Source organism: Escherichia sp. E14V7, from assembly GCF_004212225.1.
GTDB lineage: Bacteria > Pseudomonadota > Gammaproteobacteria > Enterobacterales > Enterobacteriaceae > Escherichia.
This window is the reverse complement of sequence record NZ_RHJJ01000013.1, coordinates 105,203-126,132: the sequence shown is the minus strand read 5'-3', so window position 1 is coordinate 126,132 and position 20,930 is coordinate 105,203. Positions and strand designations below refer to the sequence as shown.

The 20,930-nt window shown below is 51.8% G+C and carries 23 protein-coding genes and 1 tRNA gene; 18 read left to right on the top strand and 6 right to left on the bottom strand.

The genetic code is table 11. The features are described 5' to 3' along the window. Window positions 1–2 precede the first annotated feature (2 nt). The 12 genes from napG to ccmH are packed head-to-tail and all read left to right on the top strand — an operon-like array spanning window position 3 to window position 8,907. Window positions 3–698, top strand: coding sequence for a ferredoxin-type protein NapG (gene napG, locus D9741_RS14765; RefSeq protein WP_130217076.1), 696 nt, complete (start codon window positions 3–5; stop codon window positions 696–698). Next, window positions 685–1,548 (top strand): quinol dehydrogenase ferredoxin subunit NapH, encoded by an 864-nt coding sequence (napH, locus tag D9741_RS14760; protein WP_130217078.1) that lies wholly within the window; start codon window positions 685–687, stop codon window positions 1,546–1,548. The genes napG and napH overlap by 14 nt, the downstream gene beginning before the upstream one ends. Continuing rightward, the gene (gene napB, locus D9741_RS14755) at window positions 1,545–1,994 is read left to right on the top strand and encodes a nitrate reductase cytochrome c-type subunit (RefSeq protein WP_000835174.1); all 450 of its coding nucleotides are present in this window, start codon (window positions 1,545–1,547) and stop codon (window positions 1,992–1,994) included. Before napH ends, napB begins: the two co-directional genes overlap by 4 nt. Window positions 1,995–2,003: 9 nt before the next feature. Next, window positions 2,004–2,606 carry a cytochrome c-type protein NapC gene (gene napC / locus D9741_RS14750; RefSeq protein ID WP_130207128.1) on the top strand — a complete coding sequence of 201 codons (603 nt, stop codon included), beginning with the start codon at window positions 2,004–2,006 and terminating at the stop codon, window positions 2,604–2,606. Window positions 2,607–2,620: 14 nt separating this feature from the next. Next, the gene (gene ccmA, locus D9741_RS14745) at window positions 2,621–3,244 is read left to right on the top strand and encodes a cytochrome c biogenesis heme-transporting ATPase CcmA (RefSeq protein WP_214678548.1); all 624 of its coding nucleotides are present in this window, start codon (window positions 2,621–2,623) and stop codon (window positions 3,242–3,244) included. Further along, on the top strand, window positions 3,241–3,903 hold the full coding sequence (gene ccmB / locus D9741_RS14740) for a heme exporter protein CcmB (RefSeq protein WP_000971724.1): 663 nt from the start codon (window positions 3,241–3,243) through the stop codon (window positions 3,901–3,903). The genes ccmA and ccmB overlap by 4 nt, the downstream gene beginning before the upstream one ends. Window positions 3,904–3,944: 41 nt before the next feature. Beyond that, window positions 3,945–4,682 carry a heme exporter protein CcmC gene (ccmC, locus tag D9741_RS14735; protein WP_089667007.1) on the top strand — a complete coding sequence of 246 codons (738 nt, stop codon included), beginning with the start codon at window positions 3,945–3,947 and terminating at the stop codon, window positions 4,680–4,682. Further along, on the top strand, window positions 4,679–4,888 hold the full coding sequence (gene ccmD / locus D9741_RS14730; RefSeq protein ID WP_130217080.1) for a heme exporter protein CcmD: 210 nt from the start codon (window positions 4,679–4,681) through the stop codon (window positions 4,886–4,888). The genes ccmC and ccmD overlap by 4 nt, the downstream gene beginning before the upstream one ends. After that, window positions 4,885–5,364 (top strand): cytochrome c maturation protein CcmE, encoded by a 480-nt coding sequence (ccmE, locus tag D9741_RS14725; RefSeq protein ID WP_130217082.1) that lies wholly within the window; start codon window positions 4,885–4,887, stop codon window positions 5,362–5,364. Before ccmD ends, ccmE begins: the two co-directional genes overlap by 4 nt. Next, complete coding sequence (ccmF, locus tag D9741_RS14720; protein WP_130217084.1) at window positions 5,361–7,304, top strand: cytochrome c-type biogenesis heme lyase CcmF; 1,944 nt, start codon at window positions 5,361–5,363, stop codon at window positions 7,302–7,304. The genes ccmE and ccmF overlap by 4 nt, the downstream gene beginning before the upstream one ends. Further along, the gene (gene dsbE, locus D9741_RS14715) at window positions 7,301–7,858 is read left to right on the top strand and encodes a thiol:disulfide interchange protein DsbE (RefSeq protein ID WP_033545454.1); all 558 of its coding nucleotides are present in this window, start codon (window positions 7,301–7,303) and stop codon (window positions 7,856–7,858) included. Before ccmF ends, dsbE begins: the two co-directional genes overlap by 4 nt. Beyond that, window positions 7,855–8,907, top strand: a complete 1,053-nt coding sequence (ccmH, locus tag D9741_RS14710) for a cytochrome c-type biogenesis thiol:disulfide oxidoreductase CcmH (protein WP_130217086.1) — start codon at window positions 7,855–7,857, stop codon at window positions 8,905–8,907. The genes dsbE and ccmH overlap by 4 nt, the downstream gene beginning before the upstream one ends. Window positions 8,908–9,297: 390 nt before the next feature. On the opposite strand, the gene narP is transcribed toward ccmH, so the two are convergent. From narP to D9741_RS14690, 4 genes are all read right to left on the bottom strand, one after another. Further along, on the bottom strand, window positions 9,298–9,945 hold the full coding sequence (narP, locus tag D9741_RS14705; RefSeq protein ID WP_064526779.1) for a nitrate/nitrite response regulator protein NarP: 648 nt from the start codon (window positions 9,943–9,945) through the stop codon (window positions 9,298–9,300). Window positions 9,946–10,128: 183 nt separating this feature from the next. Next, window positions 10,129–10,205 (bottom strand) — tRNA-Pro (locus tag D9741_RS14700). Between the two features lie 74 nt (window positions 10,206–10,279). Next, window positions 10,280–12,040 (bottom strand): LPS biosynthesis-modulating metalloenzyme YejM, encoded by a 1,761-nt coding sequence (gene yejM / locus D9741_RS14695; RefSeq protein ID WP_130217088.1) that lies wholly within the window; start codon window positions 12,038–12,040, stop codon window positions 10,280–10,282. 19 nt (window positions 12,041–12,059) lie between these two features. Then, the gene (locus D9741_RS14690; protein WP_001135667.1) at window positions 12,060–12,287 is read right to left on the bottom strand and encodes a YejL family protein; all 228 of its coding nucleotides are present in this window, start codon (window positions 12,285–12,287) and stop codon (window positions 12,060–12,062) included. Between the two features lie 181 nt (window positions 12,288–12,468). On the opposite strand from D9741_RS14690, the gene yejK reads away from it, so the two are divergent. The 4 genes from yejK (at window position 12,469) to D9741_RS14670 (ending at window position 16,580) form a co-directional block, all read left to right on the top strand. Continuing rightward, window positions 12,469–13,476 (top strand): nucleoid-associated protein YejK, encoded by a 1,008-nt coding sequence (gene yejK, locus D9741_RS14685; protein WP_130207118.1) that lies wholly within the window; start codon window positions 12,469–12,471, stop codon window positions 13,474–13,476. Window positions 13,477–13,854: 378 nt separating this feature from the next. Beyond that, on the top strand, window positions 13,855–14,439 hold the full coding sequence (locus D9741_RS14680; protein ID WP_130217090.1) for a NapC/NirT family cytochrome c: 585 nt from the start codon (window positions 13,855–13,857) through the stop codon (window positions 14,437–14,439). Window positions 14,440–14,532: 93 nt separating this feature from the next. Continuing rightward, a complete protein-coding gene (locus D9741_RS14675) occupies window positions 14,533–16,173 on the top strand; it encodes an FAD-dependent oxidoreductase (protein WP_240725519.1) in 1,641 nt (546 codons plus the stop codon). After that, complete coding sequence (locus D9741_RS14670) at window positions 16,170–16,580, top strand: cytochrome c3 family protein (protein WP_130217092.1); 411 nt, start codon at window positions 16,170–16,172, stop codon at window positions 16,578–16,580. The genes D9741_RS14675 and D9741_RS14670 overlap by 4 nt, the downstream gene beginning before the upstream one ends. A 75-nt stretch (window positions 16,581–16,655) precedes the next feature. Here D9741_RS14670 and rplY read toward each other — a convergent pair whose 3' ends face one another. Together rplY and D9741_RS14660 are read right to left on the bottom strand one after the other, a co-directional pair. Then, window positions 16,656–16,940, bottom strand: coding sequence for a 50S ribosomal protein L25 (rplY, locus tag D9741_RS14665; protein ID WP_000494183.1), 285 nt, complete (start codon window positions 16,938–16,940; stop codon window positions 16,656–16,658). 124 nt (window positions 16,941–17,064) lie between these two features. Next, window positions 17,065–18,825, bottom strand: coding sequence for a DEAD/DEAH box helicase (locus D9741_RS14660; RefSeq protein ID WP_130217094.1), 1,761 nt, complete (start codon window positions 18,823–18,825; stop codon window positions 17,065–17,067). Between the two features lie 148 nt (window positions 18,826–18,973). Between D9741_RS14660 and rsuA the strand changes: the two genes are divergently transcribed. After that, on the top strand, window positions 18,974–19,669 hold the full coding sequence (gene rsuA / locus D9741_RS14655; RefSeq protein WP_130207114.1) for a 16S rRNA pseudouridine(516) synthase RsuA: 696 nt from the start codon (window positions 18,974–18,976) through the stop codon (window positions 19,667–19,669). 27 nt (window positions 19,670–19,696) lie between these two features. Then, window positions 19,697–20,887: a multidrug efflux MFS transporter Bcr gene (bcr, locus tag D9741_RS14650; RefSeq protein WP_000213385.1), complete on the top strand. Its 1,191-nt coding sequence runs from the start codon at window positions 19,697–19,699 to the stop codon at window positions 20,885–20,887. Window positions 20,888–20,930: the final 43 nt, after the last annotated feature.

The window sequence follows — 20,930 nt, the reverse complement described above, 5'->3', positions numbered from 1 at the left end:
TTATGTCCCGGTCAGCGAAACCTCAAAATGGTCGCCGCCGCTTTCTGCGCGATGTTGTTCGCACAGCAGGCGGTCTGGCTGCCGTGGGTGTGGCGCTGGGGTTACAACAGCAAACCGCACGCGCATCTGGCGTGCGGTTGCGCCCGCCCGGAGCCATAAACGAGAACGCCTTTGCCAGTGCCTGTGTGCGTTGCGGTCAGTGTGTTCAGGCTTGCCCTTACGACACCTTAAAACTGGCGACGCTGGCCTCTGGTCTGTCGGCAGGTACGCCGTATTTTGTCGCGCGGGATATTCCTTGCGAAATGTGTGAGGACGTCCCGTGCGCCAAAGTATGCCCCAGCGGCGCGCTGGATCGTGAGATCGAATCGATCGACGACGCGCGGATGGGGCTGGCGGTGTTGGTGGACCAGGAAAACTGTCTCAACTTTCAGGGGCTGCGCTGTGATGTTTGTTATCGCGAATGCCCGAAAATTGATGAGGCAATCACCCTGGAGCTGGAGCGCAACACGCGTACCGGTAAGCACGCCCGTTTTCTGCCAACAGTTCACAGCGACGCCTGTACCGGCTGCGGTAAGTGCGAAAAGGTGTGTGTGCTGGAACAACCGGCAATCAAGGTGTTACCGCTGTCACTGGCGAAAGGGGAGTTAGGTTACCATTACCGCTTCGGCTGGCTGGAGGGGAACAATGGCAAATCGTAAACGTGACGCCGGGCGCGAGGCGCTGGCGAAGAAAGGCTGGTGGCGCAGTCACCGTTGGCTGGTGTTGCGTCGCCTTTGTCAGTTCTTCGTGCTGGGAATGTTTTTGAGCGGCCCGTGGTTTGGTGTGTGGATCTTGCATGGCAACTACAGCAGTAGCCTGTTATTCGACACCGTTCCGCTGACCGATCCGCTGATGACGCTGCAAAGCCTTGCCAGCGGTCATCTGCCTGCCACGGTGGCGCTGATCGGTGCGGTGATTATCACCGTACTCTACGCCCTGGCAGGAAAGCGATTATTTTGCAGCTGGGTCTGTCCGCTGAACCCAATTACCGATTTAGCAAACTGGTTACGCAGACGATTTGATCTCAATCAGTCTGCGACGATCCCTCGCCACATTCGCTACGTGCTGTTGGTGGTCATTCTGGTGGGATCAGCCTTAACTGGCACGCTCATCTGGGAATGGATCAACCCCGTTTCACTGATGGGGCGTAGCCTGGTAATGGGATTCGGTAGCGGCGCGCTGCTTATTCTCGCGCTGTTTTTATTTGATCTACTGGTCGTTGAACACGGCTGGTGCGGGCATATTTGTCCGGTCGGCGCGCTGTATGGCGTGTTGGGTAGCAAAGGTGTAATTACCGTTGCGGCCACCGATCGGCAGAAATGTAACCGCTGTATGGATTGTTTTCATGTTTGCCCGGAACCGCATGTGCTACGTGCCCCGGTGCTGGATGAACAAAGCCCGGTGCAGGTCACCAGCCGCGATTGCATGACGTGCGGTCGCTGCGTGGATGTCTGTTCTGAGGATGTATTTACAATAACTACACGATGGAGTTCGGGAGCGAAATCATGAAAAGCCATGACCTGAAGAAAGCGCTGTGTCAATGGACGGCGATGCTGGCCCTGGTGGTGAGCGGCGCGGTTTGGGCGGCAAATGGCGTCGATTTTAGCCAGTCGCCGGAAGTATCCGGGACGCAGGAAGGGGCCATTCGGATGCCAAAAGAGCAGGATCGGATGCCGCTGAACTATGTGAATCAGCCGCCAATGATCCCGCATAGCGTTGAAGGTTATCAGGTAACGACCAATACCAACCGCTGCTTACAGTGCCACGGTGTTGAAAGCTATCGCACCACTGGCGCACCGCGCATCAGTCCTACTCACTTTATGGACAGCGACGGCAAAGTGGGCGCAGAAGTGGCTCCGCGTCGTTATTTCTGTCTGCAATGTCACGTACCGCAGGCCGATACCGCGCCAATCGTGGGGAATACCTTTACCCCATCAAAAGGTTACGGGAAATAAGAGGTTATTATGGGAAATTCTGACCGTAAGCCTGGTCTGATTAAGCGCCTGTGGAAATGGTGGCGTACCCCCAGCCGTCTGGCGCTGGGGACGCTGCTGTTGATCGGCTTTGTTGGCGGCATCGTCTTCTGGGGCGGCTTTAACACCGGGATGGAAAAAGCTAACACTGAAGAGTTTTGCATTAGCTGCCACGAAATGCGCAACACGGTGTATCAGGAATACATGGATTCCGTGCATTACAACAACCGTAGCGGCGTTCGTGCGACCTGTCCGGATTGTCACGTTCCGCACGAGTTTGTGCCGAAAATGATACGCAAGCTCAAAGCAAGTAAAGAGCTGTATGGTAAAATTCTGGGCGTTATTGACACGCCGCAGAAATTCGAAGCTCATCGCCTGACTATGGCACAGAATGAGTGGCGGCGAATGAAGGACAACAATTCGCAGGAGTGCCGTAACTGTCACAACTTCGAGTTTATGGATTTAACCGCCCAGAAAGGTGTTGCCGCGAAGATGCACGATCAAGCGGTGAAAGATGGGCAAACCTGTATTGACTGCCATAAAGGGATCGCGCACAAGCTACCCGATATGCGCGAAGTTGAACCAGGTTTTTAACAGGATGTCATTGCGTGGGGATGCTTGAAGCCAGAGAATTGCTCTGCGAGCGGGATGAACGAACCTTGTTTAGTGGTTTGTCATTTACGCTGAACGCAGGAGAGTGGGTACAAATCACCGGCAGCAACGGTGCGGGGAAGACAACGCTTCTTCGTCTGCTGACTGGGTTGTCTCGTCCTGACGCCGGTGAGGTTCTCTGGCAAGGGCAGCCCTTGCATCAGGTACGCGACAGCTACCATCAAAACCTGTTATGGATAGGCCATCAGCCGGGGATTAAAACCCGGCTGACGGCGTTAGAAAATCTGCACTTCTATCACCGTGACGGTGATACCGCACAATGTCTGGACGCTCTGGCGCAGGCCGGGCTTGCCGGATTCGAAGATATTCCCGTAAACCAGCTCTCTGCCGGGCAACAACGCCGCGTCGCGCTGGCGCGATTATGGCTGACCCGCGCTACGTTGTGGATCCTCGACGAACCTTTTACCGCGATTGACGTCAACGGCGTCGATCGTCTGACCCAGCGCATGGCGCAGCATACGGAGCAGGGGGGAATTGTGATTCTGACCACCCACCAGCCGCTCAACGTTGCTGAAAGTAAAATCCGCCGCATTTCTCTGACGCATACAAGGGGCGCATGATGTTCTGGCGCATTTTCCGTCTTGAGCTGCGCGTGGCGTTTCGCCATAGCGCCGAAATCGCTAACCCGCTGTGGTTCTTCCTGATTGTTATTACCCTTTTTCCACTTAGTATCGGTCCGGAGCCGCAATTGCTGGCGAGGATTGCACCGGGCATTATCTGGGTGGCGGCGCTGCTTTCCTCTTTGCTGGCGCTGGAGCGACTGTTTCGTGACGATTTGCAGGACGGCAGTCTTGAACAACTGATGTTGTTGCCATTACCCTTGCCCGCCGTTGTGCTGGCGAAGGTGATGGCGCACTGGATGGTGACAGGTTTGCCCCTGCTCATTCTCTCACCACTGGTGGCATTGCTACTGGGAATGGACGTGTACGGTTGGCAAGTGATGGCGCTTACGCTGTTGTTGGGAACCCCCACGCTTGGCTTTCTTGGTGCGCCAGGCGTGGCGCTGACGGTCGGACTTAAGCGCGGTGGAGTGCTACTCAGTATTCTCGTGTTACCACTCACCATCCCCTTACTCATCTTTGCCACCGCTGCGATGGACGCGGCTTCGATGCATTTGCCCGTGGACGGGTATCTGGCAATTTTAGGCGCGTTGCTGGCTGGCACCGCGACATTAAGTCCTTTTGCGACGGCGGCAGCGTTACGAATCAGCATTCAATAACGCTGGATTACTGATTTTTGTTCGAGTCTGGTATCGAAACTATGTGGAAAACACTACATCAACTGGCGATCCCTCCACGGTTATATCAAATCTGTGGCTGGTTTATACCGTGGCTGGCAATCGCCAGTGTGGTCGTGCTCACCGTCGGCTGGATCTGGGGATTCGGCTTTGCTCCGGCTGATTATCAGCAAGGAAATAGCTATCGCATTATTTATCTACATGTGCCAGCGGCAATCTGGTCGATGGGTATTTATGCCTCGATGGCGGTAGCGGCGTTCATCGGTCTTGTCTGGCAGATGAAAATGGCTAACCTGGCGGTCGCGGCGATGGCGCCTATTGGCGCGGTATTTACTTTTATTGCCCTGGTTACTGGCTCTGCATGGGGAAAACCGATGTGGGGCACCTGGTGGGTGTGGGACGCGCGTCTGACTTCTGAACTGGTGCTGCTGTTTTTGTATGTTGGTGTGATTGCCCTGTGGCACGCCTTCGACGACCGCCGTCTGGCGGGCCGTGCGGCAGGTATTCTGGTGCTAATTGGCGTGGTGAACCTGCCGATAATTCATTATTCCGTGGAGTGGTGGAACACCCTACATCAGGGATCAACGCGGATGCAGCAAAGTATCGATCCGGCAATGCGTTCGCCGCTGCGCTGGTCGATTTTTGGCTTCCTGCTGCTTTCTGCCATGCTGACGCTAATGCGGATGCGCAATTTGATTTTGCTGATGGAAAAACGCCGTCCGTGGGTGAGTGAACTGATACTGAAAAGAGGCCGTAAATGACCCCTGCATTTGCTTCCTGGAATGAATTTTTCGCAATGGGCGGTTACGCCTTTTTTGTCTGGCTGGCGGTGGTGATGACCGTTATTCCGCTGGTGGCTTTGGTCGTGCACTCGGTGATGCGGCATCGCGCAATTTTGCGTGGTGTGGCGCAACAGCGGGCGCGTGAGGCGCGGTTACGTGCCATGCAACAGCAGGAGGCCGCATGAATATTCGCCGTAAAAATCGTTTGTGGATTGCCTGCGCCGTGTTGGCAGGTTTGGCGCTGACCATCGGTCTGGTGCTGTATGCGCTGCGCTCTAATATCGATCTTTTCTATACACCGGGAGAAATTCTCTACGGAAAGCGTGAAACGCAGCAGATGCCGGAAGTTGGTCAGCGTCTGCGCGTGGGCGGGATGGTGATGCCGGGTAGCGTGCAGCGCGATCCTGACTCACTGAAAGTGACGTTTACCATTTACGATGCTGAAGGTTCAGTGGATGTCTCTTACGAAGGCATTTTGCCGGACCTGTTCCGTGAAGGGCAGGGTGTTGTGGTTCAGGGCGAACTGGAAAAAGGCAATCATATCCACGCTAAAGAAGTACTGGCGAAACACGACGAAAACTACACGCCGCCAGAAGTTGAAAAGGCGATGGATGCTAACCATCGTCGCCCGGCAAGTGCTTATAAGGATCCCGCATCATGATGCCAGAAATTGGTAACGGACTGCTGTGCCTGGCGTTAGGGATTGCACTTTTGCTGTCTGTTTATCCGCTATGGGGTGTGGCGCGTGGAGATGCGCGGATGATGGCCTCCTCCCGGCTGTTTGCCTGGCTGCTGTTTATGTGCGTGGCTGGCGCGTTTCTGGTGCTGGTTAACGCCTTTGTGGTAAACGACTTCACCGTCACCTATGTCGCCAGTAACTCCAATACCCAGCTTCCGGTGTGGTATCGCGTGGCGGCCACGTGGGGGGCGCATGAAGGTTCGCTACTGCTGTGGGTGCTGCTAATGAGCGGCTGGACGTTTGCGGTGGCGATTTTTAGCCAGCGTATTCCGCTGGATATTGTGGCGCGCGTACTGGCGGTAATGGGGATGGTCAGCGTCGGCTTTTTGCTGTTCATTCTCTTTACCTCTAACCCGTTCTCACGCACATTGCCGAACTTCCCGATTGAAGGGCGCGACCTTAACCCGTTGTTGCAGGATCCGGGGCTGATCTTCCATCCGCCTCTGCTTTATATGGGGTACGTTGGTTTCTCGGTGGCATTTGCTTTTGCCATTGCTTCTTTGCTGAGTGGGCGTCTGGACAGCACTTATGCGCGTTTTACTCGTCCGTGGACGCTGGCAGCGTGGATCTTCCTGACGCTCGGCATCGTACTCGGTTCCGCGTGGGCCTATTACGAACTCGGCTGGGGCGGTTGGTGGTTCTGGGATCCGGTAGAAAATGCCTCGTTTATGCCGTGGCTGGTGGGGACTGCGCTGATGCACTCGCTGGCGGTCACTGAACAACGCGCCAGCTTCAAAGCGTGGACATTACTGCTGGCAATCAGTGCCTTCTCGCTGTGTCTGCTGGGGACTTTCCTGGTGCGTTCTGGCGTGCTGGTATCGGTACACGCGTTTGCGTCTGATCCGGCGCGCGGTATGTTTATCCTCGCCTTTATGGTGCTGGTGATTGGCGGTTCGCTGCTGCTGTTTGCCGCGCGTGGACACAAAGTTCGCTCACGCGTAAACAATGCGCTGTGGTCGCGGGAATCTTTGCTGTTAGCGAACAACGTTTTGCTGGTCGCCGCGATGCTGGTGGTATTGCTGGGGACGCTGCTACCGCTGGTGCACAAGCAACTGGGACTGGGCAGCATTTCGATTGGCGAACCGTTCTTTAACAGCATGTTTACCTGGCTGATGGTGCCATTTGCACTGGTGCTGGGCATTGGTCCGCTGGTGCGTTGGGGGCGCGACCGACCGCGTAAAATCCGCAATTTGTTGATTATCGCCTTCATCTCTACGCTGGTGTTGTCTCTGCTGTTGCCGTGGCTGTTCGAAAGCAAAGTTGTGGCGATGACGGTGCTCGGCCTGGCAATGGCCTGCTGGATTGCGGTGCTGGCAATTGCGGAAGCTGTGCTGCGTATTTCACGCGGCACGAAAACCACCTTCAGTTATTGGGGGATGGTGGCGGCTCACCTGGGGCTGGCGGTGACAATTGTTGGCATTGCCTTTAGCCAGAACTATAGCGTCGAGCGTGATGTGCGCATGAAGCCCGGCGATAGCGTCGATATTCATGAATATCGCTTCACCTTCCGTGATGTCAAAGAGGTGACTGGCCCGAACTGGCGTGGTGGTGTGGCGACTATCGGCGTAACGCGAGAGGGTAAACCGGAAACGGTGCTGTATGCGGAAAAACGTTATTACAACACTGCCGGGTCGATGATGACCGAAGCGGCGATTGACGGCGGCATCACGCGTGATCTGTACGCCGCGCTCGGTGAAGAGCTGGAAAACGGCGCGTGGGCTGTGCACCTTTACTACAAACCGTTTGTTCGCTGGATTTGGGCGGGCGGGCTGATGATGGCGTTGGGCGGGATGCTGTGCCTGTTTGATCCTCGCTATCGTAAGCGCGTGAACCCGCAAAAAACTGCGCCGGAGGCTGTATGAAGCGCAAAGTATTGTTACTTCCTTTGATTATCTTCCTGGCGATTGCCGCGGCGCTGCTGTGGCAGCTGGCGCGTAATGCCGAAGGGGATGATCCGACCAATCTGGAATCGGCGCTCATTGGCAAGCCTGTGCCGAAATTTCGCCTCGAATCACTGGACAATCCGGGGCAGTTTTATCAGGCGGATGTGCTGACTCAGGGCAAACCGGTGCTGCTTAACGTCTGGGCGACCTGGTGTCCGACCTGCCGTGCGGAACATCAATATCTGAATCAGCTTTCTGCGCAGGGCATTCGCGTGGTCGGCATGAACTATAAAGACGATCGCCAGAAGGCAATCAGCTGGCTGAAAGAGCTGGGCAATCCTTACGCGCTAAGCCTGTTTGATGGCGACGGCATGTTAGGGCTGGATCTCGGTGTCTATGGCGCGCCGGAAACGTTCCTTATTGACGGCAACGGCATCATTCGCTATCGCCATGCGGGCGATCTCAATCCTCGCGTCTGGGAAGAAGAGATCAAGCCGCTGTGGGAGAAATACAGTAAGGAGGCCGCACAATGAGGTTTTTATTGGGTGTGCTGATGCTGATGATCTCCGGTTCAGCGCTGGCGACCATCGATGTGTTGCAGTTTAAGGATGAAGCGCAGGAACAGCAGTTTCGCCAACTCACTGAAGAACTACGCTGCCCGAAATGCCAGAACAACAGCATTGCCGATTCTAACTCGATGATTGCGACCGACCTGCGCCAGAAAGTGTACGAACTGATGCAGGAAGGTAAAAGCAAGCAGGAGATTGTCGATTATATGGTGGCGCGTTACGGCAACTTCGTCACTTACGATCCGCCGTTAACGCCGCTGACCGTCTTGCTGTGGGTGCTGCCAGTGGTAGCTATTGGTATCGGCGGTTGGGTTATTTATGCCCGCTCGCGGCGGCGTGTACGGCTGGCAGTGGAGGAGTTTCCTGAACAAAGCGTGCCGGAAGGTAAGCGTGCCGGATTTGCTGTTTACCTGCCGGGTATTGTTGTGGCGTTGATTGTGGCAGGTGTCGGCTACTACCAGACTGGCAATTATCAGCAGGTAAAAATCTGGCAGCAGGCCACGGCGCAGGCTCCGGCATTGCTGGACAGGGCGCTGGATCCGAAAGCCGATCCGCTCAATGAAGAAGAGATGTCGCGCCTTGCACTTGGAATGCGTACTCAACTGCAAAAAAATCCGGGAGATATAGAAGGCTGGATTATGTTGGGCCGCGTTGGCATGGCGCTGGGTAACGCCAGTATCGCGACCGATGCATACGCCACTGCGTATCGCCTCGATCCGAAGAACAGTGATGCCGCACTGGGTTACGCTGAAGCGTTGACACGTTCATCTGATCCCAGCGACAACCGCCTCGGCGGCGAACTGCTGCGTCAGTTGGTGAGAACGGACCATAGCAATATCCGTGTGTTAAGCATGTATGCGTTTAATGCCTTTGAGCAGCAGCGATTTGGCGAAGCCGTTGCCGCGTGGGAGATGATGTTGAAACTCTTACCTGCCAACGATACTCGCCGTGCGGTGATTGAACGCAGTATCGCGCAGGCGATGCAGCATTTATCACCACACGAAAGTAAATAAGAAGAAGCCCGATGGTGATGCCATCGGGGCCAGATTGATAACAAAGTGCGCTTTGTTTATACCGGATGCGGCGTAAACGCCTCATCCGACCTACAAAATCGTGCGAATTCAATACATTGCTCGATCCGTGTAGGCCTGATAAGCGTAGCGCATCAGGCAGTGTTGCGTTTGTCATCAATATCAGCCCGATGGTGATGCCATCGGGGCCAGATTGATAACAAAGTGCGCTTTGTTTATGCCGGATGCGGCGTAAACGCTTTATCCGACCTACAAAATCGTGCGAATTCAATACATTGCTCGATCCGCGTAGGCCTGATAAGCGTAGCGCATCAGGCAGTTTTGCGTTTGTCATCAATATCAGCCCGATGGTAAAACCATCGGGCTATTTTTTTATTGCGCCCCGCGTTGTTGCAGGAACAGAATGGTGGCCGCCACGCGTGAGCGGACGTTGAGTTTACGCAGCAGATTGCGGATATGGACTTTTACCGTCTGCTCAGAAATATTCAGTACCGAAGCGATCTGCTTATTGGACAGTCCTTGTGCCAGTTCGTGCAGAACATCTAATTCACGCTCCGTTAGCACGCTGAAGGGGTCTTCTTCAGCGCCAAACATTTCACGCTCGCGTAAGTACTGACTGACGCGTTCACTAAAGACTTTGCTACCTTTTGCTCCGGCGCGAATCGCTTCCAGCAACACTTCCGGATCGCTATCTTTCAACAGATAACCGTCAGCGCCTGCGTCTATCAATGCAAAGATATCGCTGGAGGCATCTGAAACGGTCAGGATTATAATTTGCGCGGTAACGCCATCCCTGCGCAAGGCATTGAGGGTATCCAGGCCACTCATACCTTTCATATTGAGATCCAGCAAGATCACGTCGATATCCAGTCTATTCGCCAGATCGATAGCACTAGCGCCGTCGCCTGCTTCGGCGACCACTTCAAAGCCAGGGTCAAGCTCCAGTAACTGACGAACACCGCGTCGCATAAGTGGATGATCATCCACAATCAGCACCTGAAAAGGCGTTGCTTCAGGCATAGTAGTCTCCTGAGGTTTTATTAGAATCATTATGTTTGAGCGTAGCGTTGGTTACGCTACCAGGCGCGTGAATGTTACCCCATTTTATGTATGGGCATGTAGTGAAAACTGTAAGTGTGGGTAGAAGGGGAATGACGTAGATATAAAAAAACCAACCTTTGCGGTTGGTTTTCTTGGGATTTTTGGTCGGCACGAGAGGATTTGAACCTCCGACCCCCGACACCCCATGACGGTGCGCTACCAGGCTGCGCTACGTGCCGACTCGTGGCTGCTTATACTACCGTTTTCCACACCGATTGCAAGTAAGATATTTTGCTAACTGATTTATAATTAATCAGTTAGCGATAAAACGCTTCTCGTCTGTCAGCACCTGCAATAACAAACTCAACTGTGGTTTTTCGTCTCTCACTCTTTCACCACGTAAGTTGTAAGTGCGGTATTTACCGTTATTGTTCAGTACTAGCGTCATTTTCGGTGTGGTAATTGCCAGCGTATCGTTATCCGCGGCTGTTACCCAGTAATGACGGCGCTCAGGATTGAACAAGTCCTGACCTTGTGAGTATTCGCTGGCAGGCGTGCTGACGTGTAGCAGGCGTTGCATCAGCGTGGTCATAAGATCAGTATGATCGGTCAAGGCATTAATACGCTGTGCCGGTGTGCCTGGCCAGTGAATGACTAATGGCACCTGAAGATGGCCACGTGACCAGTCAAAGGTTTCTTCATCTTCGCTCAGCGGAATGCCGCGACCAGCAGTGATCATCACCACCGTGTTGTCCAGTTTCCCGGATTCACGTAACGCATTCAGGACGCGATTGATCTGGTCATCAACATTGCCTGCCGCGCGGCTATATTTCCGGGCAAATGCCTGCTGATTGCTGTCATCAATATTGGTGCCATTGAAAGATACCCACGAGAACCAGCGGTTATCTTCTTGCGCGTAGCGGCCAAGCCAGTTGATCCACTGCGTGGCGGTCTGCTCATCGGATTGTGTATGTACGCTCGGCATCGAGAAGTCTGACAACAATGCCTGGCGATACAGCGGACTGGTAAAGCCATCTGACGAGAATAAGCCCAACTGATAGCCTTGCTGGTTGAGCGCGGTAATTAACGCCGCAGGCGTACGGGTCGACAGAATACCGTCCATATAGCTTGGCGAGATACCATAGAACAAGCCAAAAATACCGTTGTCGGTGGTGTTGCCGGAACTCAAATGGCGCGTGAACGAAATATTATGTTCGGCAAAACCCGCCAGTGCAGGCATCTGCTTCTCGTAGCGTGAGTAGTTCAGGCCATCGACAGTAATCAACAACACATTTTGCCCGGTGCCCATATCGCGGTAGCGCAATTCGCTTAACGGATACTGTACGGAAACAGCGTCTGGATTGCCTTGCTCGATCAGACGGCGTTGATACTCCTGCGCATCAAGCAGACCATGCTTCTCAAGAAAACGTCGTGCCGTCATCGGGTACGAAAGCGGCAGGTTAGCGCGCTGCATGGTGATAGGGCGATAGAAGTTAGCATCGGCCCAGATATACACCATGTGTGAGGCGATAAAGGCGATAAATAAGAATGCGGCCAGCGGACGGGCGAAGCGTCGACGACGCGTCAGACTGCGCAGCTTTTGCCAGCTCCACGTCGCAAACACCAGTTCAATCAATAAAATAACTGGCACGCTGATAAACATTAGCTGCCAGTCGCGCGCCATCTCATTCTCGTCCGGATTGATAACCAACTGCCAGACGATGGGATTAAGATGGAGATGGAAACGGGTAAAGACTTCGCTGTCGATCAGTAACAGCGTCATTCCCACAGTGGCCAGAATGACGGACAAAAACCTCATTAGCCTCTGTGAGCCGACGATAAAGGTCAGCGGGAAGAGGATCAGCAAGTAGGTGGCGAACACCAGAAAGCTGAAGTGGCCGATAATGCTTACATAGGAATAAATACGACCCGCAAGCGTTGTCGGCCAGTCGGCGATAAACAGGTAACGACTGCCAATGACAAGTGAGAGCAGAATGTTGAACAGTGCAAACCAGTGCCCCCAGCTGACCATCTGGGAGACTTTTTCACGGTAGCGCTGACGATGAGTTACCATAACCTGTTATCTGTTTCCCTTAGTGCGCTTTGTCTTCGTTGATCGAGGACTGCAAAGCGCGGGCAAAAGAGTTGGCAATTGCCTGGCGTTGAGCCGGGGCAATGCTGGTATTGATAAGGTTAGTGACCATGTTGCCTAACACCATCAGGGAAAGGTCGGTCGGAGCCTTATGTTTTTCCAGTACGTTGAGCAGCTCTGCGAGCAATTGTTCAACCTGTTCATCACTGTAGCGGGAAATTTGTGGCATAAATCGAAATCAGTTAGTTGATGAAAGGGCAACATATTACCGTAGCAACGGTTTTTTTTCTGCTTTTTTATGCTTTCAATCATTCTCCTTACGCAGCCTTCTGTAAAATGGCCGCCATCTTTTATTGCGTCGCTTTACCGGTGGTGGTTGAATACCGCCCGGTCTTAAAGGAGAGTTTATCATGAGTCTGGATATCAACCAGATTGCTCTGCACCAGCTTATCAAGCGTGATGAGCAGAACCTTGAGCTGGTGTTGCGCGATTCATTGCTGGAACCGACGGAAACCGTCGTTGAGATGGTGGCAGAGCTGCATCGGGTCTATAGCGCCAAGAACAAAGCCTACGGATTGTTCAGCGAAGAGAGTGAACTGGCGCAGACGCTGCGCTTGCAACGTCAGGGCGAAGAGGACTTTCTGGCATTTAGCCGCGCGGCAACCGGTCGCCTGCGTGACGAACTGGCAAAATATCCGTTTGCTGATGGCGGTTTCGTCCTGTTTTGCCACTATCGTTATCTGGCAGTTGAGTATTTGCTGATTTGCGTGCTGAGCAATCTAAGCAGTATGCGCGTCAACGAAAATCTCGACATCAACCCGACCCATTATCTTGATATCAATCATGCGGATATTGTGGCGCGTATTGATTTAACTGAGTGGGAAACCAATCCGGAATCGACACGCTACCTGACTTTCCTGAAAGGGCGAGTCGGACGCAAAGTGGCGGATTTCTTTATGGATTTCCTCGGTGCCAGCGAAGGGTTGAACGCCAAAGCGCAAAACCGCGGTCTGTTGCAAGCGGTTGATGATTTCACTGCCGAAGCGCAACTGGATAAAGCAGAGCGACAGAACGTGCGCCAGCAGGTTTATAGCTACTGTAATGAGCAGCTGCAGGCCGGCGAAGAGATTGAACTGGAATCGCTGTCGAAGGAGCTGGCAGGCGTCAGCGAAGTGAGCTTCACGGAGTTTGCTGCTGAAAAAGGCTACGAACTGGAAGAGAGCTTCCCGGCAGACCGTAGCACGCTGCGTCAATTGACGAAGTTTGCCGGTAGCGGCGGTGGCTTGACCATTAACTTTGATGCGATGCTGTTAGGTGAACGCATCTTCTGGGATCCAGCGACCGATACGCTGACCATTAAAGGTACGCCGCCGAATTTGCGCGATCAATTGCAGCGCCGGACGTCTGGCGGGAACTAAATCTCCAACGCGAATGTTTCTTTTTAGAGAAACAGTTGCGGGGTAATCACAATTCTTGTCAATCAGTGAGTAAGATAACTTGCTGATTGACCTTTCATTCGAAAATATTTTCTCTGTTATCATATTAAGTGTTGCAGTAAATATTTTTCTCTTCCTCTTTATTCGATAATAAATCGGTCTGGTAACTATTTCCGCCGTTTTTTGTGAGCTGTAACACTGGAAAAAACATTCTGTTTAATTATATTGAGTTTTCCTGGCGTTATATTTTGTTATTTGCTTTGCCTATATAAAATGCAAATATATTTTTAATGTCAATATTATTGCCGTTGTGTTTGACTCATTATATTAATCGTATGAATGATTTTAAGGATTCACCGCATGGAGCAAGAAAATCCTGAAGATAAAAAGTGTTGTCGACCGAATAAAACGTTCTCTTTAACCAGAAAGTTACTGGTATGTTTTATCTTTACCCTCATTGTATTCAGTGGCTGTTTATTTGTCGTCATGAACACGGTCATTCACAACACCAGCACTGACAGCTTTTGCCTGGGTTGTCATGAAATGAAAGACAACATCCTCACCGAGAGCTTCAAAAAATCCATTCATGGCAGTAATCGTACTGGCGTGAAGGTCGCTTGTGCTGATTGCCATATTCCTGATGAATTTGTCCCTAAGATGATCAGAAAAGCCCACGCCGTTAAAGAGGTTTGGGGTCATATGACAGGCGTAATTGATACGGCTGAAAAATTCGATGCACATCGTGGTGAAATGGCAAAAGCGGAATGGGCAAGAATGAAAGCAAATAATTCGCAGGAGTGCAGAAACTGCCACGATATTTCTAAATTACAGAAAAAATTTATGGCGCCGTTCCATGAGGCTTCTCTTAAAGAGGGGAAAACATGCATTGATTGTCATGCCGGCATTGCACATAAATTACCAGCAGTTGCAACAGCAGTTCATTAGTCATTAATACATGAATGTCATGTCTGTTTGGTTTCAAATAAAAACAAGAAGGGTTTCATGTTGATTTAAATTTTTATGCAAAAGGACCATGTTATGAGGAAACTAAAAAGGGGATTCTTATTAGCTGGGGTATTAACGGCGCTTTCCCTAAGCGCCTATGCTGACAGAAATATGAATAAGATCCCGCATATCAATCTGTCGAATCCATCCGTCGAACCAGTTAGTGAGAGAATAATCCAAACAGATGTTGTTGTTATTGGCGGTGGGCTTTCTGGCATGTCCGCAGGGTTGACTGCAGTACAGGGCGGAGCCAAGGTTGTTATTTTTGAAAAACTACCAAGCCTTGGAGGGGCAGGCGTTTATCCTGAAGGCAGTTTAGGCATTGGCACCCTTATGCAGAAAAAAGAGGGGAAAGGTGCCACGCTGAATCAAGCCTTTGGTAAGGCGATCGATTTCCATCACTGGCGAGCCAATGCCAGTGCATTGCACGCATTAATGAAAAACTCAGGCGAAACCATTGATTGGGTTGCCAGTAATGGCGTTGAGTTTACGACCTTAAAAACCACCATTTATCCTCAGTCAGATTCATTATGGACCTGGCATATGTATAAGCATAACGGTGCATCTGTTACTAAAAGCTTTTACAAGAAGATCCTTGATGGCGGTGGTCAAATCTACACCGAAACTCCTGTTAAGAAGATTATTCGCGATAAACAAAGCGGTGATGTCGTTGGCGTCGAAGCGGTTAATAGCGTAACAGGGGAAAAAATCATTGCCTATGGTAAAGGTGTGATTGTGGCGACCGGTGGTTTTGCCAACAACCGTGACATGATTGAAAAATACATCACCGATGTGAATCAGAAAAACATGGTGCCGGTCAAACTACGTGGCCCCCTGATTGATGGACGCGAAGGCGATGGTATCAAAATGGGGCAAGACATTGGCGCTGATACTGCCGGGATGCAAACCATTGCTGGCAATAGCCCATATGTCGATCAAGACCCTCCTATCCGTCAGTTTAATGGCGCGGATTACCAAAAACAGGCCAGAACATCATTAAGCCAGCCATTCCTGTGGATTAACCGACAAGGCGAGCGTTTCTTTGATGAGTCACTCGGTTCCAGTTTTACCCTCGTTTATAACGCTATCACCATGAATGGCGGAGTCATGTATTCCGTCTGGGATGACGCAATGCGTCAGAAGATGGTTAACGAAGGGCCGGTCACGCCGTTTAACGCCATTGTGTTGCCAGGGCAACCGATGAAGGCGCTGGATCAGGCGATCGAGATCGGCATGAAAGAAGGGTGGTTGTTTAAAGGTGAAACGTTGGACGATCTGGCAAAACAGATCAATGTTCCTGCAGACAATCTGAAAGCGACGATTGCGAAAGTAAACAAGTATACGGATGAAGGTTTCGATCCTGACTGGGGGCGCAAGAAAGAGCATCTGTTTAAATTTCAGGATAAAGGACCGTATTACGCCGTGAAAGGTATTCGGGCTTATTTCCTGACGCTGGGTGGTTTGAAAATGAACAGCGATCTGCAGGTCTACGATACCAATGAGAAGATTATTCCGGGTCTGTATGTTGTCGGGCAGGATATGGGCGGTCTGTATGACAGCTCCTATGATTTGGTACTTGAAGGATCGGCTTCTGGCTTTGCGTTGACGTCGGGACGTATGGCAGCGAAACATATTATAAGCACCAGAATGCAGGCACAGGGAGGTGGCAAATGAACAAGCTATTGAAGAACATTGTCACAATCATTCTTGCTGGCGTAATGTGCACCGTTATCGGTATGGTTTCTGCCAGTGCACAAGAGATTGTTGGCATGAAAATGCACAAGACCATTGGTCTGGAATGTAATAACTGCCATGTTGATGATGTTAAAGCCAACAAGAATATGACGCCAACGTGCGTTAGCTGCCATGCGCCTGGTGAGCGTTATTATCATGGTAAGAAGGATTCAGAAGGTAACTCAGTGTTAAAAGAGTATCCGGAGTCGGGTAAAACACGAGTAGCTTCTTTCCATAACTCTCATGGCGGGGAAATTCGCTGTACGGTATGCCATACGTCACATGAGAAGGAACCACAGCCACTCTATTGCAACAACTGCCATCAGTTTGATGTGAAGATTAAGTAGTGCAGGTATTTGTCAGTCGCTAAAAAAGAAAACGGCCCGTAAAGGCCGTTTTCTTTTGTTCAACTTATTCAGCGATTAAGCGCGAACGAAGTCGATGTGCTGCAGCTTCGGTTTGTACGGATGACGCTGTACGTCCTGAGCTTTAACTTTGATTTCTTTACCGTCAACAACGATGGTCAGAACTTCGCTGTAGAATTCAGCTTTAGCTTGCATGTTCATGACTTTGTCGTGATCCAGCTCGATAGCCAGCGGCGCTTCTTTGCCACCGTAGATGATTGCCGGGAACTTGTTAGCGGCACGCAGGCGGCGGCTCGCACCCTTACCCTGCTCTTTACGTACTTCTGCGTTGATAGTAAACATTTCTTTCTCTCTTAAATGATTCCTGCTACAGGCGACCCAGCAACAGGTAAGTGATCTGCTTTGCGTATGCAAAAGCGGGCGAGATTCTATACTCAATCGCCTTATACATCAATCAAAACTACCATTAACCGCGTAATTCGTGCGCCCGCCGAAAACGACCTTCGTAATCGAATATTTTTTCACGCACCTGCCAGTACTGGCCTTTCATTCGTGCGACGACGAAATCCGGATGGCGCAGCAACGCTTGTTGGGCGAGGATATCGGCAGCGGTTATCCAGCGCAAAGGGATGCCCGGTGTACGCGTATGTGGGCGGATAAAAAGTTGTTCGAAGACAGTACGCTGGGCGGGCGTTTGCAGACGGAAACGCTCACTCACATCAGCGCCGTCTTCATCGTAATAGGTGATTTTCAACCATTCGCCTTTCTCGTCGTGCCCATGCTGCAAAGACATGCCGCTACAGCGTAATACCAGGGCGTCTTTCAGTCGTAGCGCCGCTTTTAACATATCATCCGGGTCAACCAGAATGGTGTCACATTCGCGGCAACGGCGGGCGGCAATATCATTTTCTGCGTTACATTGCGGACAATTTTTAAAACGGAAACGGAAGTCACACTGTTCGCGATGACCGTCGCCATCTTCAAACCATCCCTGACAGCGGCGACCAAAGTGTTCAATCAATGTCCCATCGGCGGTCGTTTTGCCCCAAAAGGTGTTGGCAAAGCCACATGCAGGGCAAAAAACCTGCACCGGGACGTTGTCACTTTTGCCTTTCGGTGTACCAACTTCCGGTGCGTAGAGGTCATGAGGATTGCCCGCATAATCGAGAATTAAGCAATCTGTTTTACCCGGCGCCAGACGCAGACCGCGCCCGACAATTTGTTGGTAAAGGCTCACTGATTCGGTAGGGCGCAGAATGGCGATAAGATCGACGTGCGGGGCGTCAAATCCGGTGGTCAGTACCGCGACGTTGACCAGATAGCGAAAACGCTGGGCTTTAAAATTTTCAATTAATACATCGCGCTCAGCGCCGGGCGTGTCGCCAGTAATCAGTGCAGCATCTTCTGCGGGTAGCAAACCGACAATCTCTTTTGCGTGTTCAACCGTCGCGGCGAAAATCATCACCCCTTTACGCTTTTCGGCGAACTCCATAATCTGGCTGATGATGTGCGGTGTAATGCGTTGCTGTTTTTTCAATTCCCGGTTGAGATCAGCTTCGCTGAACAGCCCGTTACTCTGTGCCTGCAAGCGGCTGAAATCGTATTGCACTACCGGCATATCCAGCCGTTCTGGCGGCGTCAGATAGCCATGTTTAATCATATAACGCAGCGGCAGCTCATAAATGCAGTCACGGAAAAGGGCTTTCTCGTCGCCGCGTACCATGCCGTGATAATGGAACTGATAAATCCAGCCTTTGCCCAGTCGAAAAGGCGTGGCCGTCAGCCCCAGCAGGCGTAAGTGGGGATTCACTTTTGTCAGGTGAGTGAGGATTTGCTGATACTGGCTCTCTTCGTCGTCACCAATACGGTGGCATTCATCGACAATTAACAGCGAAAATTCACCCTGAAAGGCATCAAGATTACGGGCGACCGATTGCACGCTGCCAAATACCACTTTACCTTGGCTCTCCTTGCGTTTTAGCCCGGCGGCAAAAATATCGGCTTCCAGCCCCAACGCCTGGTATTTAGCATGGTTCTGCGCCACCAGTTCTTTGACATGTGCCAGCACCAGAACACGACCACGCGCCAGCCGTGCCAGTTCGGCAATCACCAGGCTTTTACCTGCTCCGGTAGGCAGCACGATAACGGCAGGGGTTTTATGACGACGAAAATGGTTGAGCGTGGCATCCACGGCTTCTTGCTGGTATGGACGAAGTGTAAAAATCATGGTTTAGCGTAGGTAGATTAATCTGCTAATAGTATGCCACGGATCTTTTTCCCTTGAGGGAAGTTATTAGACCGCTATACTGGGCAGACAACAGTTCTGATTTTCGGGTCTATGCCCGACCTCCGTTTTTACAGGCAAAATCACACACATGCGACTTGATAAATTTATCGCACAGCAACTCGGTGTTAGCCGTGCTATTGCCGGGCGTGAAATCCGCGGCAATCGTGTCACCGTTGATGGCGAAATCGTCCGCAATGCAGCGTTCAAACTGCTCCCTGAACACGATGTTGCTTATGATGGCAATCCGCTGGCGCAGCAACACGGCCCGCGTTATTTCATGCTCAACAAGCCCCAGGGCTATGTTTGCTCAACTGATGACCCGGATCACCCAACGGTGCTCTATTTTCTGGATGAACCTGTGGCGTGGAAACTGCACGCAGCGGGGCGGTTGGATATTGATACCACCGGTCTGGTGCTGATGACTGACGACGGTCAGTGGTCGCATCGCATTACTTCTCCGCGTCATCATTGCGAGAAGACCTATCTGGTGACGCTGGAATCACCCGTAGCTGACGATACGGCAGAGCAATTTGCTAAAGGCGTACAGCTGCATAACGAAAAAGATCTCACTAAGCCAGCGGTGCTGGAAGTGATTACCCCTACGCAGGTCCGTCTGACCATCAGTGAAGGGCGTTATCATCAGGTGAAACGCATGTTCGCCGCCGTGGGTAACCACGTGGTTGAGCTGCATCGTGAACGCATTGGCGGTATTACTCTGGATGAAGATTTAGCCCCAGGTGAATATCGTCCATTAACTGCAGAAGAAATTGCCAGCGTCGGTTAACACTTTCATTTTATTCAGGAGCCCGTTGTGACCACTCGACAGCATTCGTCGTTTGCTATTGTCTTTATCCTTGGCCTTTTGGCCATGTTAATGCCGCTGTCGATTGATATGTATCTGCCCGCGCTGCCAGTGATTTCAGCGCAGTTTGGTGTGCCAGCGGGCAGCACGCAGATGACCCTGAGTACTTATATTCTGGGTTTTGCGTTGGGGCAGTTAATTTACGGGCCGATGGCGGATAGCTTCGGGCGCAAGCCGGTTGTCCTCGGTGGTACGCTGGTGTTTGCCGCGGCGGCGGTGGCGTGCGCGCTGGCGCAAACCATCGATCAGCTGATTGTGATGCGTTTCTTCCACGGTCTGGCTGCGGCTGCGGCCAGCGTGGTTATCAACGCTTTGATGCGCGATATCTACCCGAAAGAAGAGTTCTCGCGGATGATGTCGTTTGTCATGCTGGTGACCACCATTGCACCGTTGATGGCACCGATTGTTGGCGGTTGGGTGCTGGTGTGGTTGAGCTGGCATTACATCTTCTGGATCCTCGCTGTGGCGGCAATTCTGGCTTCGGCAATGATCTTCTTCCTGATCAAAGAAACGTTACCGCCGGAGCGTCGCCAACCGTTCCACATTCGTACCACTATAGGTAACTTTGCTGCGCTGTTCCGCCATAAGCGTGTCCTGAGTTATATGCTGGCCAGTGGTTTCAGCTTTGCCGGGATGTTCTCGTTCTTAAGCGCCGGACCGTTTGTCTACATTGAAATCAACCACGTTGCGCCGGAAAACTTTGGTTATTACTTTGCGCTAAACATTGTTTTCCTGTTCGTGATGACCATCTTTAACAGCCGTTTCGTTCGCCGTATTGGCGCGTTAAATATGTTCCGCTCGGGGTTATGGATACAATTTATTATGGCGGCGTGGATGGTTATCAGCGCGCTACTGGGGCTGGGATTCTGGTCGCTGGTGGTTGGCGTTGCGGCGTTTGTGGGCTGCGTATCGATGGTGTCTTCTAACGCGATGGCGGTCATTCTGGATGAGTTCCCCCATATGGCGGGAACTGCGTCGTCGCTGGCAGGAACCTTCCGTTTTGGTATTGGCGCCATTGTTGGTGCACTGCTTTCGCTGGCGACGTTTAACTCTGCATGGCCAATGATCTGGTCCATTGCTTTCTGTGCGACCAGTTCCATTCTCTTCTGTCTTTACGCCAGTCGACCGAAAAAACGGTGATCTATTGCACAACGGGGAAGCTAAAAGGCTTCCTTTGTTGATG

What these genes read in the sequence shown, in the direction of transcription:
- D9741_RS14660 (WP_130217094.1), bottom strand. Translation starts at nt 18,825, where the DNA reads ATGATTTTTACACTTCGTCCATACCAGCAAGAAGCCGTGGATGCCACG.
- ccmD (WP_130217080.1), top strand. Translation starts at nt 4,679, where the DNA reads ATGACCCCTGCATTTGCTTCCTGGAATGAATTTTTCGCAATGGGCGGT.
- yejK (WP_130207118.1), top strand. Translation starts at nt 12,469, where the DNA reads ATGAGTCTGGATATCAACCAGATTGCTCTGCACCAGCTTATCAAGCGT.
- napC (WP_130207128.1), top strand. Translation starts at nt 2,004, where the DNA reads ATGGGAAATTCTGACCGTAAGCCTGGTCTGATTAAGCGCCTGTGGAAA.
- napG (WP_130217076.1), top strand. Translation starts at nt 3, where the DNA reads ATGTCCCGGTCAGCGAAACCTCAAAATGGTCGCCGCCGCTTTCTGCGC.
- ccmE (WP_130217082.1), top strand. Translation starts at nt 4,885, where the DNA reads ATGAATATTCGCCGTAAAAATCGTTTGTGGATTGCCTGCGCCGTGTTG.
- ccmF (WP_130217084.1), top strand. Translation starts at nt 5,361, where the DNA reads ATGATGCCAGAAATTGGTAACGGACTGCTGTGCCTGGCGTTAGGGATT.
- ccmC (WP_089667007.1), top strand. Translation starts at nt 3,945, where the DNA reads ATGTGGAAAACACTACATCAACTGGCGATCCCTCCACGGTTATATCAA.
- napB (WP_000835174.1), top strand. Translation starts at nt 1,545, where the DNA reads ATGAAAAGCCATGACCTGAAGAAAGCGCTGTGTCAATGGACGGCGATG.
- D9741_RS14670 (WP_130217092.1), top strand. Translation starts at nt 16,170, where the DNA reads ATGAACAAGCTATTGAAGAACATTGTCACAATCATTCTTGCTGGCGTA.
- narP (WP_064526779.1), bottom strand. Translation starts at nt 9,945, where the DNA reads ATGCCTGAAGCAACGCCTTTTCAGGTGCTGATTGTGGATGATCATCCA.
- D9741_RS14690 (WP_001135667.1), bottom strand. Translation starts at nt 12,287, where the DNA reads ATGCCACAAATTTCCCGCTACAGTGATGAACAGGTTGAACAATTGCTC.
- rsuA (WP_130207114.1), top strand. Translation starts at nt 18,974, where the DNA reads ATGCGACTTGATAAATTTATCGCACAGCAACTCGGTGTTAGCCGTGCT.
- ccmH (WP_130217086.1), top strand. Translation starts at nt 7,855, where the DNA reads ATGAGGTTTTTATTGGGTGTGCTGATGCTGATGATCTCCGGTTCAGCG.
- napH (WP_130217078.1), top strand. Translation starts at nt 685, where the DNA reads ATGGCAAATCGTAAACGTGACGCCGGGCGCGAGGCGCTGGCGAAGAAA.
- rplY (WP_000494183.1), bottom strand. Translation starts at nt 16,940, where the DNA reads ATGTTTACTATCAACGCAGAAGTACGTAAAGAGCAGGGTAAGGGTGCG.
- D9741_RS14675 (WP_240725519.1), top strand. Translation starts at nt 14,533, where the DNA reads ATGAGGAAACTAAAAAGGGGATTCTTATTAGCTGGGGTATTAACGGCG.
- dsbE (WP_033545454.1), top strand. Translation starts at nt 7,301, where the DNA reads ATGAAGCGCAAAGTATTGTTACTTCCTTTGATTATCTTCCTGGCGATT.
- ccmB (WP_000971724.1), top strand. Translation starts at nt 3,241, where the DNA reads ATGATGTTCTGGCGCATTTTCCGTCTTGAGCTGCGCGTGGCGTTTCGC.
- D9741_RS14680 (WP_130217090.1), top strand. Translation starts at nt 13,855, where the DNA reads ATGGAGCAAGAAAATCCTGAAGATAAAAAGTGTTGTCGACCGAATAAA.
- yejM (WP_130217088.1), bottom strand. Translation starts at nt 12,040, where the DNA reads ATGGTAACTCATCGTCAGCGCTACCGTGAAAAAGTCTCCCAGATGGTC.